General features: G+C 31.7%; 13 protein-coding genes and 1 tRNA gene. 7 read left to right on the top strand and 7 right to left on the bottom strand.

Annotation, left to right across the window (positions count from 1 at the left end; genetic code table 11):
* Positions 1-372: 372 nt before the first annotated feature.
* The 6 genes from CHB81_RS23575 to CHB81_RS23550 all read right to left on the bottom strand — a co-directional run bounded on the left by CHB81_RS23575 (position 373) and on the right by CHB81_RS23550 (position 5665).
* Positions 373-1008 (bottom strand): class I SAM-dependent methyltransferase, encoded by a 636-nt coding sequence (locus CHB81_RS23575; protein WP_089354281.1) that lies wholly within the window; start codon positions 1006-1008, stop codon positions 373-375.
* Positions 1009-1170: 162 nt separating this feature from the next.
* Complete coding sequence (locus tag CHB81_RS23570; protein WP_089354280.1) at positions 1171-1584, bottom strand: ester cyclase; 414 nt, start codon at positions 1582-1584, stop codon at positions 1171-1173.
* 102 nt (positions 1585-1686) lie between these two features.
* Positions 1687-2268 (bottom strand): Crp/Fnr family transcriptional regulator, encoded by a 582-nt coding sequence (locus CHB81_RS23565; protein WP_089354279.1) that lies wholly within the window; start codon positions 2266-2268, stop codon positions 1687-1689.
* A gap of 166 nt (positions 2269-2434) precedes the next feature.
* Complete coding sequence (locus CHB81_RS23560; protein ID WP_089354278.1) at positions 2435-3544, bottom strand: serine hydrolase; 1110 nt, start codon at positions 3542-3544, stop codon at positions 2435-2437.
* A 510-nt stretch (positions 3545-4054) separates the two neighbouring features.
* A complete protein-coding gene (locus CHB81_RS23555) occupies positions 4055-5110 on the bottom strand; it encodes a serine hydrolase (RefSeq protein ID WP_089354277.1) in 1056 nt (351 codons plus the stop codon).
* A 480-nt stretch (positions 5111-5590) separates the two neighbouring features.
* Positions 5591-5665, bottom strand: a tRNA-Val gene (locus tag CHB81_RS23550).
* Positions 5666-5929: 264 nt separating this feature from the next.
* On the opposite strand from CHB81_RS23550, the gene CHB81_RS23545 reads away from it, so the two are divergent.
* Both CHB81_RS23545 and CHB81_RS23540 read left to right on the top strand, forming a co-directional pair.
* On the top strand, positions 5930-7720 hold the full coding sequence (locus tag CHB81_RS23545; protein ID WP_089354276.1) for an ABC transporter ATP-binding protein: 1791 nt from the start codon (positions 5930-5932) through the stop codon (positions 7718-7720).
* 39 nt (positions 7721-7759) lie between these two features.
* Positions 7760-9067, top strand: coding sequence for a hypothetical protein (locus CHB81_RS23540; protein WP_089354275.1), 1308 nt, complete (start codon positions 7760-7762; stop codon positions 9065-9067).
* Between the two features lie 77 nt (positions 9068-9144).
* On the opposite strand, the gene CHB81_RS23535 is transcribed toward CHB81_RS23540, so the two are convergent.
* Positions 9145-10314 (bottom strand): proline dehydrogenase family protein, encoded by a 1170-nt coding sequence (locus CHB81_RS23535; RefSeq protein ID WP_089354274.1) that lies wholly within the window; start codon positions 10312-10314, stop codon positions 9145-9147.
* Positions 10315-10654: 340 nt separating this feature from the next.
* Between CHB81_RS23535 and CHB81_RS23530 the strand changes: the two genes are divergently transcribed.
* From CHB81_RS23530 to CHB81_RS23510, 5 genes are all read left to right on the top strand, one after another.
* A complete protein-coding gene (locus tag CHB81_RS23530) occupies positions 10655-12964 on the top strand; it encodes an O-antigen ligase family protein (RefSeq protein WP_089354273.1) in 2310 nt (769 codons plus the stop codon).
* 203 nt (positions 12965-13167) lie between these two features.
* Positions 13168-14235: a 3-dehydroquinate synthase gene (gene aroB, locus CHB81_RS23525; RefSeq protein ID WP_089354283.1), complete on the top strand. Its 1068-nt coding sequence runs from the start codon at positions 13168-13170 to the stop codon at positions 14233-14235.
* 297 nt (positions 14236-14532) lie between these two features.
* Entirely contained in the window at positions 14533-15936 is a 1404-nt protein-coding gene (locus CHB81_RS23520) for an arginine decarboxylase (RefSeq protein WP_089354272.1), read from the top strand.
* A gap of 110 nt (positions 15937-16046) precedes the next feature.
* Positions 16047-17015, top strand: coding sequence for a deoxyhypusine synthase family protein (locus CHB81_RS23515; RefSeq protein ID WP_065450200.1), 969 nt, complete (start codon positions 16047-16049; stop codon positions 17013-17015).
* Between the two features lie 7 nt (positions 17016-17022).
* Positions 17023-17427, top strand: a complete 405-nt coding sequence (locus CHB81_RS23510; protein WP_089354271.1) for a DNA primase — start codon at positions 17023-17025, stop codon at positions 17425-17427.
* Positions 17428-17500 lie beyond the last annotated feature (73 nt).

The following is a 17500-nucleotide window of genomic DNA, read 5'->3' as shown; positions in this document are numbered from 1 at the left end:
CGATGAGGGGTTCGAACCCCCGACCCCCTCGGTGTAAACGAGGTGCTCTGAACCAGCTGAGCTAATCGCCCTATTTTACTAGGTTGCTATCGTTTATGATTGCGACTGCAAATATACAGCTAGATTTTGTATTTGCAAGTATATTGTAAAAAAAAATCAAAAATTTTAAATAATATTGAATTGAAAAATGTTATAAGTATTCGGAAATGTCAATCCAGACAATAGAACAATGAATCTGTCCCGGATGTAGTGCGCTAAAAATTAGTCGACTACCATTAGGGAAGAATTTTGGGTGTCGTGCATTGAGTCTACCTGTTGGATCTGTCAGTCGGATGGAAGTATTTTCTGACTTATTTAAATTAAACAAATAGATTACGTCTTCTTCTTCGCGGTTAATATGGTATGAATGTCAATTTCGGTTTCTGATTTTTTATATTCTACTTTGAATATTTGAAGTTCTTCAAATTGATTTGAAACAAATTGCATTTTTAAGTCGTCTAAACTATAAAAATAGAAGTAAATCCTATCACCACTACTCCCAACCTGAAAGCCTGATTTATTTGGGTCACCTTCTACAAAACTCATATAAATCAATCCATTTTTATTCAATAGATTATAACAGTCACTGATGAGTTTTTGACTGTCTGACGGAGATAAATACGGCAGACAAAAGCCACAAATTATTCCGTCATATTTTGTTTTGATCTGGTCAATTTGTCTACTGTCCATTACAGCGAAACTTGCTATTGGATTGCTTTTACTTGCAAGTTCTATCATATTTGGTGCGATATCAATCCCGAAAACATCAAAGTCTGGTCTTTTTGATAATAGATACTTTGTAATATTTCCGGGCCCACAACCGATTTCCAAAATTTTTGGATTTGCTTTATCAAGTGAACTACATATGTAATCATAAGTGTCATTATATAAGTTCAAGTCCATAAACTTGTCTTGATATAGTGCAGCAATTTTGTTCCAGGTTTCAAATGTTTCTGTATATCTGTCCATTGTTTTGTAGTTCTTAAAATGACATATAATATTACCTCTGACCCTCTTTATTTTTAAAGTCCACAACTGTGTCTTTCCATCATAACGATAAACTCCTTTTAATTATAGGCTTATTTTTGAACCCTATGCCTATTATCTGTCATTTCACCAGAATATTATTTTTTAATTTGTAGGTACTGCTCCAATTTGTTGCAATAATGCTAATAAATCAGGTTGTCCGTATTCTTCTGTAATCTGATTATCCGTAAGACGATAAAAATTAGTAGCTTGTACTTTAATACTATTTCCAGTTGGAGGGACTCCAAAAAAAGTTCCTTTATGTGTACCAGTCATTGTAAAACGAATAGCAGATTTATCGTTTTCTGAAATTATTTCTTCTAAATGCCACTGGATATCAGGAAATCCTTCACGCATCATCCAAATAGTTGCCAAATATCCTGTTGGACCAATAAGAGGTTCTGTTTGACCTGGTACATAAAATTTTGCCGTGGGATTAATAAGCTGTTGTGCTAAATTTTCATCAGCAGTATTTATAAATTCAACAAATTGCTCAAAGAATTTTTTATGATTTGTCATTTTTTTATTTTTAAAATTTATAATGTAAATATACAATAGCAATTTGTAGTGAACCAATGAACAATCTTAAGAAATTGTCTTAATATAGATTAAGAGTAAAAACTATTTAATACGTGTTTCATTACGAATTTTACTAAGAAATTCAGGTGTAATGCCAAGATAAGAAGCTATTTGGGTATTAGGCAATCTTAGTGCAAGTTGTGGATATTGTTCCAAAAAATCGAAGTAGCGTCGATTTGCATTTGAGCTAATATTTTGTAGTAAACGATTTTGAAGCTCTATAAATTTTTCCTCAATGATAACCCTGAAATTTCGATCAAACTTCGGCACATTAACGAATAAGTAAAGCAAGTCTTGTTTTTCAATTTGCAGGATTAAAGAAGGTTCAATTGCTTCAATAAACAGTTTGCTTGGTTTTTCTGAATAGAAACTCCCTAAATCTGCTATCCATTCATTTTCTACCGCAAAACTAATGTTGTGTTCAGAGCCTTTTTCATCGATGCTATACATTTTAAAACAGCCCTTAACTACAAAAGTATAATGTTTGCAAACAAAGTTTTCTTGCAAAATCATTTGTCTGCGCTTGATTTGTCGCTGTGTTGTCCTCTTATCTAATAATAAACTTTCTTCTTTATTTAACGGAAGATAATTTTTAAAATATTCGATGATGGGCTGTGCAGTCAATTTCTATTTTTTTTTGTCAATAACATTAAGCTGTCAAGATGATGAATTTAGGGATATATTCAAATTTAGCATTTCTGTCCTTATTTTGGCAAACCTTATTATGCAGCTGTTTTTTAATTTTCCTTAATTCAGTCAAATTTATGATTAAATATTTTACTTCAAATGATTAGTTACCAAGATTTGGAATATAAAACTTTCCTATTTTTTCAATTATTTCATTCGGTATTGTACCTGTTAAATTCGTAAAAAGAATAATTGTGAGATTATCTTTTGGATAAATAGCAAACGCAGCTCTGCCTCCACCAAGCGGGGCAACCGCAGGATGATTTTGTCTGTTTATAACTGGCCAACCCAAAGCGTAAGCATTTAAAAGACCTCCAAAGCCGTCATATGTTCCGTTGTTTAATTTTACTGGCTCCCAAATGGTGTCCATTTTCTTGTTGTTTTTTAAGAATTTACCTGATAGTAAACCAATTATCCATTTTGCCATTTCTTCTGCTGTTGTAAAAGCACCAGCATCGGTTATCATTTTTGATGGGAATTCTTCATATGTTTCCCGTAATTTGGTTCCTTTTATATATTCATTAGTTGCTTTATCTTGCTGGTAATAGGAATAAGTTGGACATTTATTTTTAATAACGTCATAGGAATTTCCATAATATATCTGCTTCATTCCAATTACATCAAATTGATTTTTACGAACAAAATCTTCAAATTTGTTTAGACTGCATTTTTCAATAATTCGTTGTAATATGTAATAATTAGTAGCGTTGTAATAGAATTTTTCTCCAGCTTCGGATTGTAGAGGAAGTTTTTTGACTTTTACCCATGCAGAATCCTGCCCCATATTTCCAATTAATCCTTTTTCATCCTCAATGTCAGGAAGTCCTGAGGTATGACTTAGTAATTGTTTGAGCGTAATTTTTTTCCAAGTTTCAGGAATGGAATCAATATATTTTGAAATAGGGTCATTGATGCTGAGTTTATTTTGCTCTTCTAACTGTATTATAGCAACTGAAGTAAAAACTTTGGCTATTGAATTTATTGAGAAGATTGTATTTGTTTTGGTAGGAATCGAAAATGGAACATTTGCAATTCCAAGTGCTTCAGAAAATAAAACTTTATTATCCTTAATTACCACTAATTGACAGCCTGGAATTTGTTGTTCCGTCATTTCTTTTTTAAGATAATCAATAATTTCACTTTTCCTATTCTGAGAAAAAGCAAAATTTCCGCAAAATAATAATATCAGAACGACAATTTTTTTAATTTCCATAGTTGTAAATGAGTTCTAAAAAAGTTACACATAACTTATGTATATCCGCTACTTTATAGCGTATATCTGCCTCTGGATAGATGTATATGTGCTATTAATTAAGCATAAAGTTTTACAATACTACACAAAAAGAACTATATGATTGGCTTTTTTGGGCAAATTGAAATTTATTTTTTAAGAAAGTAAAAAATTAAGCTAAGTGATTCGTGAAGTATGTTAACAAAAACAGCGCCATTGGAATCCAATGGCGTTGTTTGTCTTTGTGTGGAGTGTCAGGGATAGCAATCGAACACCTTGTGTCTATTTTGAATCTATTTAATGAGGTTTAAAATAGTTAATTGATTGCCAATATTTTTGTGTTTACATCTATATATGACTTTTATTTTCTGGGGATTTCTGTGTAAAAATGCAATTGCTGAAGCAAGAGAATAGACAAAGTAGGTACAATTTCATAGTGTTTAGATTGCTGGATTTATTTTGATTTCTTCTATAGATCTCCTTAGCAATAAATTAAAGGATTACTCTCCCAATTCTAGAAGCATAATCCCCCAAATCTGTCAGGTTTGTATTTGATAAAATAATAATACTCAAGTCCTTATTTAAATAGTGAAACCAAACAGCATTTGCACCTGCTATACTACCATAACGCTCCATTCGTTTATATTTTCCAACATCCCTTATCCATACGCTATAGCCATAATCATCTAAACCAGGTGTTAAAAGCTCATCCAGGTTTTCCTTTTTAATCAGTTTAAAATTAAACAACGCATTATTAAATTTCATAAGATCAGATGTCGTGGAATACATTGCACCAGCGGCAGAAAAATCTTCCACATAGATTGGTATGTTTGGAATTAAGTGATCGATACTTTTATCTTTATAATATGACGTTGCCAGCCCTTTAATCACTTTATATTGCGAAATCAGACCTGAATTTTGCATCCCTAACGGAACGAGAATTTCATTGTTCAATATTTCCTCAAATGTCTTCCCATAAATAACTTCCAAAATTCGACCTAAAATCATATACTCTCCATTATTATAATCGAATTTTGTTCCGGGTTCATTAACTAAATCATTTGAACAAAATTTGTTTACAATATCTTTTAATTGATAGGGAAAATGATAAAATCCAATACCATATTTTAAAAAATTTGTACCTTTGACTGTATCGGTATTTTTCATTCCGGATGTATGATTTAATAACTGACGAACACTTATCTTATCTCCGCCTTTACCTTTGTAATCTGTTAAATAGTCACGAATTTTACTATTGAGGTTAATTTTTCCTTTCTCAACAAGCTGAAGGATAAGAACAGCTGTAAATGTTTTTGTGATTGAGCAGACCTGATATTTCGTTTCATTAGTGACTTTCGAATTAAATGAACGCTCAGCAACCCCAAAGCTTTTATGATAAATGATCTTATGATTATTTTGAACTAGCACCGTTCCATTGAATTGGTTCTTAACAGCATATTCATCCACCATTTTGCTTATATTGCTTTTTTGAGCAAAACTATATGTGCTTATAAAAAGTAGAAGGATTAAATTCAAAACATTTTTCATTTTTATTAATTTTATTGAAATTCGTAATAATTTCAGGATTTAAGATTAAATACTGCTTTTGTGGCTTCTTCATAAGGGCAGTGTTTAGTTCAGCCCACTCTGATTTTCCAGCTTTTGCAGAAAGTAAAATTAGTCGATTGGCATGTCATTAAATTGTAAAAATGCGAATGGCACGCTATTTTTTATTTCATCTTATTTATCCATCATTGCTGAATCATTATAAATAAAAATGCAAGAAAAAAAATTGACTTAAACTCAGAAAAGTAATTAAGAAAATGGGAAAGGAAATTCCGAGGTGCAATTAACTATCTGGCAAAAGTGAGGTTTACGCTTTTCCTTTTGCTCATAGAGAAAGAAATTAAAAGCAGAATGGAATGTTTATTAAATCCTTAAATAGTTGCACCAATTAGGAGAGAGTTTTGAAAAAATGCTATCAAAAAATAAAGCCATTGGAATCCAATGGCTTTATTTGTCTTTGTGTGGGCGATGAGGGGTTCGAACCCCCGACCCCCTCGGTGTAAACGAGGTGCTCTGAACCAGCTGAGCTAATCGCCCTATTTTACTAGGTTGCTATCGTTTTGTGATTGCGAGTGCAAATGTACAGTTAGATTTTGTATTTACAAGTGTTTTTAGAAAAAAAATGAAAACTTTTTCAGCGTTTTGCTTTACTAATCTCTATTACAGGTTTTTAAAAATAAAATAAAAATCGCAATTTCTTTACGTTTAGTTAAAAACACAAATACGAAGCCCTAAATTATAATATTCTTTTGTAATCGTTTGCTATAATCATACATTTGCATATCTTAATTGTATATTCAAATGGCAAGATTTCAAGAAAATGATTTACCAAAGGCTAAATTAGACTCTAATTCACTTCAAAAAGCTTTCAGAATTTTTAAATACGGAAAAGGACACAAATGGAAATTTTTCCTTGGTTTAATTTTCTTATTATTAACCAGTGCTACTGCCCTGGCCTTTCCTAAGTTAATGGGAATGTTGGTAGATTGTGTTACCAATAAAAACCTAAATAGAGCCAACGAAATTGCTGTTGGATTAATGGTGATTTTAACGCTTCAGGCAATCTTCTCTTTCTTTAGAATTTCTCTTTTTGTGAATTTCACAGAGAATTCATTATCTAATATCCGTTTTGCTTTATATGAAAATCTGGTAAAACTGCCAATGTCTTTCTACTCTCAAAAGCGTGTTGGAGAATTAAATAGTAGAATCAGTGCTGATATTTCGCAGTTACAAGACACTTTTACAACTACAATTGCAGAGTTTCTACGTCAGTTAATCCTGATTATTGGAGGATTTGTTATTTTAGGAAACATCAGTCCTAAATTAACTTTGATGATGCTAGCAATTGTACCAATCGTTGCTGTTGCAGCTGTTATCTTTGGGAGATTTATTCGTAAATACGGAAAGAAAACACAAGATAAAGTAGCCGAAAGTCAGGTAATCGTTGAAGAAACTCTACAAGGAATCAGTAATGTAAAAGCTTTTGCTAACGAATGGTACGAGATTCAGCGTTATAAAAATAAAATCAAGGAAATTGTAAAAATCGCTATTAAAGGCGGTCAATACAGAGGTTATTTTGCTTCATTTATCATTTTATGTCTTTTTGGATGTGTGGTTGCTGTTGTTTGGTACGGAATCACATTGACTATCAAAGGTGAAGTTGAAGGGGTTGGAGATTTAATTTCGTTCGTACTTTATACAACCTTTATTGGAGCTTCTTTTGGAGGAATTGCCGAAATGTATGCACAAATTCAGAAAGCAGTTGGAGCAACAGAACGTGTTTTTGAATTATTAGAAGAAACTCCGGAAGCAATCAATGCAAATCCAAAAACAACTCCTATAGAAAAAATTAAAGGAATTGTTTCATTCAAAAATGTAGCTTTTAGTTATCCTTCAAGAAAAGAAGTTCAGGTTTTGAAAGATGTAAATTTCTCGGCTGAATTTGGACAAAAGATTGCTATTGTTGGACCAAGTGGAGCAGGAAAATCGACTATTTCGTCACTTCTATTACGTTTTTACGATATAACTTCGGGAGAAATCTTAGTTGACGGAAAAAATATTTACGATTATGATTTAGAAAATCTTCGTGGAAACATGAGTATCGTTCCTCAGGATGTTATTTTATTTGGAGGAACTATTAGAGAAAATATTGCTTACGGAAAACCAGATGCTACAAACGAAGAAATTATGTTGGCAGCAAAACAAGCCAATGCCTTGAATTTTGTAGAAGGTTTCCCGGAAAAATTCGAAACTTTGGTTGGAGAACGCGGTGTAAAATTATCAGGAGGTCAACGCCAGCGTATTGCAATCGCCAGAGCATTGCTTAAAAATCCAAGTATTCTAATCTTAGACGAAGCAACATCATCATTAGATAGTGAGAGCGAAAAATTAGTTCAGGAAGCATTAGAAGTTTTAATGGAAGGAAGAACAAGTATTATTATCGCTCACCGACTTTCAACCATCAGAAACGCTGATAAAATTTTAGTTTTAGACAACGGAATAATCACTGAAGAAGGAACGCATCAGGAATTAATAAATCTCGAAAACGGTATTTATAAAAACCTGAGTAATCTACAGTTTAGTAATTCGTAACTAAATAAAAATATCACTAATTAATTTTAAATTACAGAAATGCCACATTTAAGAATTATTTTAATTTTATTATTTATTGTTTTAAATACCCTTAATGTTCTCGCACAAGATAAACCTTTCAACATAGTTAATATTTCCAAAGACGGATCACAATATATTAAATTCGGAATGAACCTTCAGGTTTGGGGAAGATATACCGAATTAAACGAAGGCAGTAAAATTGGTACAACTGAAGTGAGTGATACTTATGATATTGTTATTAGGCGTTTGCGCTTGCAGGCAATGGGAATGCTTACAGAGAATATTTTCTTTCATTTGCAATTAGGTCAGAACAATATCAATTTTACACAAAATAATGGTCCTTCAAATGCGCCGCTTTCCGTTATGGATGCCTTGGGTGAATATCATTTTAACGATAAACTTCACATTGGTGGCGGATTAACAGCCTGGGGAGCAGGAACAACCCGTTATTCGGCAAATAGCTCTTCTTCTCAGCTTACTTTAGATACGCCAATGTATCAGCAATTTGCCAATACATCATCAACTTTTGGGAATAGAAATTTGAGTATTTATGCAAAAGGATATTTAGGAAAATTTAATTATCGTGCAGCGATTACAAATCCGTATAGAAATTCAAACAATAATCTTGGGTTGAATTCTACTGTAAGTATCGAAACACCAAGAGCGCAATATTCAGGAATTCTAACGTACTCTTTCCTTGATAAAGAATCAATTGAAGATGCGTATCACAAAGGGACTTATTTGGGAACAAAAAAGGTTTTCAATCTGGCATTGGGATATATGACACAAGCCAAAGCGATGTGGCATTTAACACCTGATGCAACTGTAGCTTATGATGATATGAAAGTTTTAGGGCTTGATGTTTTTTATGATAGCCCAATTAACAGTAAAGGTGCTGCTCTAACAGCTTATGCAGCCTTTAACAACAATAATTACGGTAAAAACTACATTCAGTCTGTTAATACACCAAATCCCGCTATTGGTGATAATACACTGATTAATGGTTCTGGTGCAGGATTTATAGGCGTAGGAACCGGCAATATTTATTATGCTCAGTTGGGGTATCTTTTTGGAAAATCAGACAATGCAGCTAAAAAAGGGCGTTTTCAGCCTTACGCAGCGACACAAATTGCTGATTTAGAAGCTTTAGATACACCAATGACTATGTATGAGTTGGGTGTGAATTATTATACAACAGGTACTTTAGGTCCGAAGTTTAGTTTAAATTACCAAAACAGAGCGGTTTATGACAAAACACTTATTGGTGCGTACAAACAAAGCGACCGTTTAGGAATGATCGTTTTACAATGCCAGGTTTCCTTCTAAAAAAGCTTAAAAAATCCTATATAAAAAAACTCCACTTGTAACACAAATGGAGTTTTTTTATAGGAAAAATCTAAAATCTACTTCCCTTTTCTACGTTTACGTTCTGCTTTAATCATAGATAATTCGCGGCTTGTTTGCCCTGCAACCGAAGTATTTTCTTCAGCACGACGAATTAAATACGGCATAACATCTTTTACAGGTCCGAAAGGCAAATATTTAGCAACATTATAACCATTTTCGGCAAGGTTGTAACTAATATTATCACTCATTCCGTATAATTGTCCAAACCAGATTTTATTATCGTTTTTGGCAATTCCTTTTTCCTGCATCATTTCCATCAATTTATAAGAGCTCAATTCGTTGTGAGTTCCTGCAAAAATTGACATTATCTCTAAATGCTCTAACATATAATGTACAGCAGCATCATAATTAACATCTGTGGCTTCTTTAGAAACACAAATTGGCGAAACATAATTTTTCTCTTCCGCTCTTTTGTTTTCTTTTTCCATGTAAGCACCACGAACTAGTTTCATTCCAATAAAGAAACCTTCATTTTTGGCAACTTCATGTAATTTTTTCAAATAATCCAAACGATCCCAACGGTACATTTGCAAAGTATTGAAAACAATTGCTTTCTCTTTGTTGTATTTACGCATCATATCGGTAACCAAATCGTCGGCTGCATCTTGCATCCAGCTTTCTTCACCATCAATCAATAAAGCCACATCTTTTTTGTGAGCTTCACCACAAACATGATCAAAACGAGCTACTACTCTATCCCATTCTGCTTGTTCTGCTGGAGTCAACGTTTGTTTTTCTCCTAATTTTTCATACAATTCAAAACGGCCAAAACCAGTTGGTTTAAATACCGCAAACGGAATTGCTAAACGTTCTTTAGCAAATTCAATCGTTTTTAAAGTCATTTCTAAAGCAGCATCAAACTGCTCTTCTTCTTCTTTTCCTTCAACAGAATAATCTAACACAGATGAAACTCCTTTGGTAAACATTTTGTCTACTACTGTAATACAATCGTCTTCGTTTACACCACCACAAAAATGGTCAAAAACAGTTGCACGAATCAATCCTTCTACCGGAAGATTTGCTTTTATAGCAAAATTGGTAACAGCAGTTCCTATCCTCACCAAGGGTTGGCTGTCGATCATTTTAAAAAGAAAATAAGCTCTATCAAGTTCCGTATCACTTTTTAGTGAAAATGCAACTTGAGTGTTATCGAATATTTTTTCCATTAAATTTAGTTTTGGTGCAAAGATATAGAGTGTTTTGAATATTATTTACTAAAAAGTGCCATATTTTTCAATATCATTAATAACAATGTGTTAAATGTCGAATTGTACATTAAGAGTTCACACTCATTCTACGGGTGGTTTAGAATTTTGAAGAATGAAACTAAAAATTTCTGTATTAAAGTTTTCAGAAATTATTAGTTTCAGAATAAATTCAAGATAAAAAATAAGTTAGATATAATGAAACGGTATATTTTATCTTTAAAAGTAAGAATAAATTTATTTTAATTTAAAAAATAAGTAAGATTATACTTTTTAAAATTACATTTGCAAAAAAAATAGCATGAATAATATTCGAACAAACACAAATGATAGAATATCCATTATTCCGGAATATATTGTTTTAATTTTTATTGCCTTACTTCTACTTATAGATTTTATACCTAATACTTCCGGAGCTCTCATTGCAAATATTCAATTTTTGTACTTATCCGTATTAAATTTTGCAATTGGAATCTATTTTTATAGGAACTCAAAATTGATTTCTCTAAATATAATTCCAACGTTAAAAAGAAGCTATATTGTTTTAGGATATCTGCTTTTTTTGATAATTTGTGGGTTTTCGGTTTTTGTCGCAAGAAATACTTCTCTTGTTATAACCAGAATTACAGAATTAATAATCGTTTTTTGCCTGTTTTTAAATCTTTCTATTTTATTAAAAGATAAACTTGATCTGCTCTACAAAATTATTTTTATAGTTGCTATAGGCGCGTTCTTTCAGTCGGGTTTGGTATTATTTAAATTTTCACAAATAGCGAGATATATTTCTATAGAAGAAGCTTTAAGGAATATGACCGGCAATACAGGAAACATAAACATCTTTGCAGCAAGTTTAACAATTAAAATTCCTTTTTTGCTACTTGGAATTACTCATTTTTCCGGCATTAAAAAGAACTTTATACTTCTTGCATTTTTCTTTGCAGGTTTGGCTGTTTTTTTGACTGGTGCCAGAACATCACTGCTTAATCTACTACTTATTATTGCTGTATATGTCTTTTATTACTTAAAGATTAATACATTTAATAAATCAAGTTTTCTAAAAGTATTGGTGTTAATCATTCCGCTAATATTTGCATTATTTATTTCAAATAGATCTTTTGAAAAATCTAAAAATAACGAGCGTTATGTATCTGTAGAAAATAGATTCTCGCAAATCAATACTACAGATGCTTCCGCAAAAGCAAGGTTAACTTATTGGGGAAATGCTTTAAAAATAAGCAATGCAAATCCTTTATTAGGAATTGGACTTGGTAATTATAGGATTGAATCAATTCCTTATGAAAAAACAACCGAAAATGATTTTACGGTTTCATTGGATCCTCACAATGATTTTCTTGAAATTCTAGCTGAAACCGGAATAATAAATGCTTTATTGTATTTGTCTTTATTTGTCTTTATTCTTTTTATCAATATAAAAAGAGTCTTGAAATCTACAGATACAAATATACAAACAGTTGCTATTCTTACTTTAATGCTGTTAATTGTTTATGGAGGTGATGCATTTTTTAATTTTCCAATGTATAGACCAACAATGCAAATATTCTTTAGTTTAATATTAGCGTTGACAATAGCAAACAGCTCAAGAGTATTTGATCAGGATAATATTGTAATATTTGATACAAAAAAACTTCTGTCTGTTTTAGTTGTTTTAAGCTTTATTACCAGTTATTCAGCTTTTATAATTTATAAAGCTTCAAATCTAGAAGCCGAAATTATTAGAGACGACATTAATACAAATTTAAAAGGAGCACTAACCGGTGAAGAGATCCTTGATAGAATGCCTAAATATCCTAACGTATTTCTTACCTCAGAGTCATTTTATGAGTATGCTGGTATTTATTTTATTCGTGAGAAGAATTACAATAAAGCACTTTCCTGTTTTTCTAAAGCAAGTAAAATTAATCCGTATTCAGGTAGGATAAACTTCTATAAACATATTATTTCTAAGGAAAAAGGAGATTTAGATAGCGCTTACGTTTATAGTAAAGAAGCTTTTTATTTACGTCCAAGAAATCTATTGTTTTTTAAATATGCAACCAATATGGCGGCTATAAATAAAGACACAGTTGAAATACTAAAAGAACATAGAATATTTTCAGGATATAGAAAAACACCCGAAGCATGGATCGTTTCTGCCACTGAGTTACAAAAAGCAAATTTTAATCAAAAGAATCTAATTCATTTTGTAGATCAGGGATTAAAGGAAATACCTAATGACAGTACTTTGCTAAAATTTAAAAATGATATTTTAGTCAAAAGGTATACGTATGAAGGGCAAGTATTTCTTTCACAATCAAAGTTTGATAAATCTCTGGAGTCTTTTGAAAAAGCCTTAAAAATAAATCCTAAAGATGTTTATTTACTGCAAAGTATTGGCTTGAATTACTATTATTCAAAAAAATATACTCAAGCTCTTGGATACTTCCTTGATGCAATAAAATATCCTGGTTTGAATAATGGGCTGACTGAGTTTTATATTGGTACTTGTTATTTAAACATTAACGATAGAGAAAATGCCTGCAAATATTTTAATTTATCTAAGGCTAAAAATTTTGCAGGAGCTCAACAACAGTTAATTAAGGATTGTAAGTAAAATAAAGCTGAGTTTTATTGTTGTAATTAGTAAATAAAAAAAGGTAAGAGTTTACTGCTTTGCGTAATTTTGATCATAAAGAATCAAAACAAACCCTCTGATTCTTATTTGGAATGATTCATTTTAAAACAAATTAGACTTAAAGTTTGAATATTATTTAGTTAAAAATGCCTTATTTTGCGCTTTCAATTAACTACAGATATATGCAATCCATTCAAGCCAATAATTATCTCGTACATTTTAACCAAAATGCATACGAAGCTTTAAATAGTCATTTAAAAGAAAATAAATATTCTAATTTGTTTATTATAGTTGATAATGAAACAAACGAATATTGTTTGCCAAAGTTTTTGCCTTTACTTGAAACTGATTTAACGATAGAAATTATTGAATTTGAAGCTGGAGAAGCTAATAAAAATATCGAAACCTGTATTGAAATCTGGAATGTATTAACAGAACTTGGTGCAGATAGAAAATCGCTTGTAATTAACCTTGGTGGTGGTGTTGTAACGGATCTGGGAGGATTTGTTGCTTCGACTTTCAAGCGCGGAGTTGACTTCATAAACATCCCTACTACTCTATTATCTATGGTTGATGCTTCTGTAGGAGGAAAAACCGGAGTAGATTTAGGAAATCTTAAAAACCAAATTGGTGTTATCAACGTTCCTCAAATGGTTTTGATTGATACTCAATATCTTGATACTTTACCGCAAAGCGAAATGCGCTCGGGATTGGCAGAAATGCTAAAACACGGTTTAATATACGATTCCGCTTACTGGAAACAGTTTTTAGATTTAAAAGCAATTGATTTTGCTGATTTTGATGAATTAATTTATCGTTCTGTCGAAATTAAGAATGATATCGTAATACAAGATCCAACAGAAAAAAACATCCGTAAAGCCTTAAATTTTGGACACACTTTAGGTCACGCTATCGAAAGTTATTTTTTAGAAAGTAAAACTAAGAAAACTTTATTACACGGTGAAGCAATTGCGATTGGAATGATCCTGGAAAGTTATATTTCATTGCATAAAGGTTTAATTACTGCCGAAGAATATGCAGAAATTAAAACTGCAATTAAGAGTATTTATGACGATGTAAAAGTGGAAGAAAATGACATCGATCCGATTCTTGAATTGCTAATTCACGACAAAAAAAACGAGTACGGTTTGATTCAATTTGCATTAATTGAAGGTATCGGTAAAATAAAAATTAACCAATCCGTTGAAAATAAATTAATTCTAGACGCGTTTCAGGATTATAAATCTTAAACTTTTTTTAATAAAAAGCTTTGCTTTAGGTATATATTATTTTTTACATTTGCCACGATGAAAACAAACAATAAACAAAGACAATTCAGTTCTTATAGAAACCGGCTCAATAGTTCCTTACTAAGGATGTTGAATCGTTTTTATAATAGTAAAAGTCCGCTTTGCTTTGATGTTTTCTTGTGTTCGAAAGCAGAACATGAAAAATTGCAAATTGTATTTGCCAATATTAGGGTTTGAATTTTAGATTTAGCACCGTTTCCTAAATTAAAAATCATAATCTAAATATTTAAAAATATAATGAATACAAAATATTCTGATCTAATTAATCAAACTTACTACTTCCCACAAGAAGAATTCAAATTAAACAAAGACAACTTGCAATTTCACAATATCGATTTGATGAAATTGGTTGAACAATACGGTACACCACTAAAATTTACTTATTTACCACAGATTTCTGAGAATATCAATAAGGCAAAAGCCTGGTTCAGAAAATCGATGGAAAAAAACAAATACGAAGCAAAATATTTTTATTGTTATTGCACAAAAAGTTCTCATTTTGAATATATTATGAATGAAGCTTTCAAGAATAATATTCATGTTGAAACTTCATCTGCTTTTGATATCAATATCGTAGAGAATTTGTTAGAAAACGGTAAAATCAACAAGAGTACTTATGTTATTTGTAATGGTTTTAAGAGAGATGAATATATTAGCAATATTGCGAGATTAATCAATAACGGACATAAAAACACTATTCCGATCATTGACAATTATGAAGAACTTGATTTGCTTCAGGCAGAAATAAAAGGAAAATTCAAAATTGGAATTCGTATCGCCGCTGAAGAAGAGCCAAAATTTGAGTTTTATACTTCGAGATTAGGTATTGGATACAAAAATATCGTTGCGTTTTACAAAAAACAAATTCAGGAAAATGATAAGCTAGAGCTTAAAATGCTTCACTTTTTTATCAATACCGGAATAAATGATACAGCATATTACTGGAATGAGTTGGTGAAATGTATTAAAGTTTACATTGCACTTAAAAAGGAATGCCCTACTCTTGATGGCTTAAACGTTGGAGGTGGTTTTCCGATTAAAAACTCATTGGCATTTGAATATGATTATCAATATATGATTGATGAAATTATCAATCAGATTAAAATTGCCTGCGATGAAGCTGAAGTTGATGTTCCGAACATCTTTACAGAATTTGGGTCATTTACAGTAGGTGAAAGCGGTGGCGCTATCTATCAGATTTTGTATCAAAAACAACAAAATGATAGAGAAAAATGGAACATGATTGATTCATCATTCATTACCACTTTGCCGGATACCTGGGCGATAAATAAACGTTTTATTATGTTGGCGGTAAACCGTTGGAATGATACTTATGAGCGGGTTTTATTAGGAGGTTTGACTTGTGACAGTGATGATTATTACAACTCAGAACAAAATATGAACGCGATTTATTTGCCTAAATACAACAAAGAAAAACCATTATATATTGGGTTCTTTAACACCGGTGCATATCAGGAAACAATTGGAGGTTATGGAGGTTTACACCACTGTTTGATTCCACAGCCTAAACATATTTTGATAGATCGTGACGAAAACGGAATTTTAGCTACTGAAGTTTTCTCAGAACAACAAACTTCTGACGATGTATTGAAAATTTTAGGGTACACAAAAAAAGCATAAAAAAAAACTTGCAAATTAAATGTTAATGTCAGTAAAATTATTAATTTGCAGTACCATCTAAAAGGTTAAACTTTTAATTCAAAAAAAAAAAAAACAAAAACAAAAAAAAAATGAAAGGACCAATCAGTCAGTTTATTGAAAAACATTATTTACACTTTAACTCTGCTTCTTTAGTTGATGCTGCAAAAGCATACGAACAACAATTGGCAAATGGTGCTAAAATGATGGTAAGTATGGCTGGCGCTATGAGTACAGCAGAAATTGGTAAAATTTTTGCCGAAATAATTAGACAAGATAAAGTACAAATTATTTCATGTACTGGAGCCAATCTAGAAGAAGACATCATGAATTTGGTTGCTCACTCACACTACGAAAGAGTACCAAACTACCGTGATTTGACACCAGAAGACGAATGGGCATTGCTTGAAAGAGGATTAAACCGTGTTACTGACACTTGTATCCCTGAGCATGAAGCATTTCGTCGTTTACAAAAACACATTTATAAAATCTGGAAAGATGCTGACGACAAAGGTGAGCGTTATTTCCCACATGAATTCATGTACAAAATGCTATTATCCGGTGTTTTAGAGGAATATTATGAAATAGATTTAAAAGATAGCTGGATGTATGCAGCTGCAGAGAAAAACTTACCTATTATTGTACCGGGATGGGAAGATAGTACAATGGGAAATATCTTTGCTTCATACGTAATCAAAGGAGATTTAAAAGCTTCTACTATGAAGTCAGGAATTGAATATATGGTATTCCTTTCTGATTGGTATCCAAAAAACAGTACTAACGGAATTGGATTTTTCCAAATTGGTGGTGGTATTGCAGGAGATTTTCCTATTTGTGTGGTACCAATGTTGTATCAGGATATGGAAATGCATGATATTCCGTTTTGGAGTTATTTCTGTCAAATTTCAGATTCAACAACTAGTTACGGATCTTATTCCGGAGCAGTTCCAAACGAGAAAATTACTTGGGGTAAATTAGATATTAAAACCCCTAAATTTATTATTGAGTCGGATGCTACAATTGTTGCACCATTAATTTTTGCTTATTTATTAGATTTATAGGATATTTATGAAAAGAGTTATAGTAGACTACGCTAAACTTACCAATGAAATTTTGAACCTTTTAGTAGAGAAATTTCCTGATGGTTATGATGATTCGGATGTAATCCGTTTTAGAAATGCTAAAAACGAATTGATCGAAGCTGTTGAAGTTCGTACTGAAGACACTATTTATTTAGTAAAAATTAGTACTAAACTTGCTGACAGAATCGAGAATTACGATGAAGATGATGACATCGATCTTGATGTTGATACAATCGAGCCAGTAAAAGGTCTTGATCTTGACGATGATAGTGATGATGACGATGATGACGATACACAAGACAAACCAGATGTTGATGGTGGAGATGACGATGATGATGACAGAGATCCGGATGACATCGCTGACGAAGATGATGAAGACGATGAAGATTAATTTATATCTTTAAAAATAAACTAAAGGAACTCTACTAGGGTTCCTTTTTTTATGGAAATGACAAAATGGTTGG

This window comes from Flavobacterium sp. ov086, assembly GCF_900187965.1.
Taxonomy (GTDB): domain Bacteria; phylum Bacteroidota; class Bacteroidia; order Flavobacteriales; family Flavobacteriaceae; genus Flavobacterium.
The sequence above is the reverse complement of the archived record's forward strand: the minus strand, read 5'-3'. Positions and strand labels throughout refer to the sequence as shown.

Bases quoted from the DNA above. Each gene is read 5' to 3' on its own strand.
- CHB81_RS23575 (WP_089354281.1), bottom strand. From the start codon at position 1,008: ATGGACAGATATACAGAAACATTTGAAACCTGGAACAAAATTGCTGCA.
- CHB81_RS23570 (WP_089354280.1), bottom strand. From the start codon at position 1,584: ATGACAAATCATAAAAAATTCTTTGAGCAATTTGTTGAATTTATAAAT.
- CHB81_RS23560 (WP_089354278.1), bottom strand. From the start codon at position 3,544: ATGGAAATTAAAAAAATTGTCGTTCTGATATTATTATTTTGCGGAAAT.
- CHB81_RS23555 (WP_089354277.1), bottom strand. From the start codon at position 5,110: ATGAAAAATGTTTTGAATTTAATCCTTCTACTTTTTATAAGCACATAT.
- CHB81_RS23545 (WP_089354276.1), top strand. From the start codon at position 5,930: ATGGCAAGATTTCAAGAAAATGATTTACCAAAGGCTAAATTAGACTCT.
- CHB81_RS23540 (WP_089354275.1), top strand. From the start codon at position 7,760: ATGCCACATTTAAGAATTATTTTAATTTTATTATTTATTGTTTTAAAT.
- CHB81_RS23535 (WP_089354274.1), bottom strand. From the start codon at position 10,314: ATGGAAAAAATATTCGATAACACTCAAGTTGCATTTTCACTAAAAAGT.
- CHB81_RS23530 (WP_089354273.1), top strand. From the start codon at position 10,655: ATGAATAATATTCGAACAAACACAAATGATAGAATATCCATTATTCCG.
- aroB (WP_089354283.1), top strand. From the start codon at position 13,168: ATGCAATCCATTCAAGCCAATAATTATCTCGTACATTTTAACCAAAAT.
- CHB81_RS23520 (WP_089354272.1), top strand. From the start codon at position 14,533: ATGAATACAAAATATTCTGATCTAATTAATCAAACTTACTACTTCCCA.
- CHB81_RS23515 (WP_065450200.1), top strand. From the start codon at position 16,047: ATGAAAGGACCAATCAGTCAGTTTATTGAAAAACATTATTTACACTTT.
- CHB81_RS23510 (WP_089354271.1), top strand. From the start codon at position 17,023: ATGAAAAGAGTTATAGTAGACTACGCTAAACTTACCAATGAAATTTTG.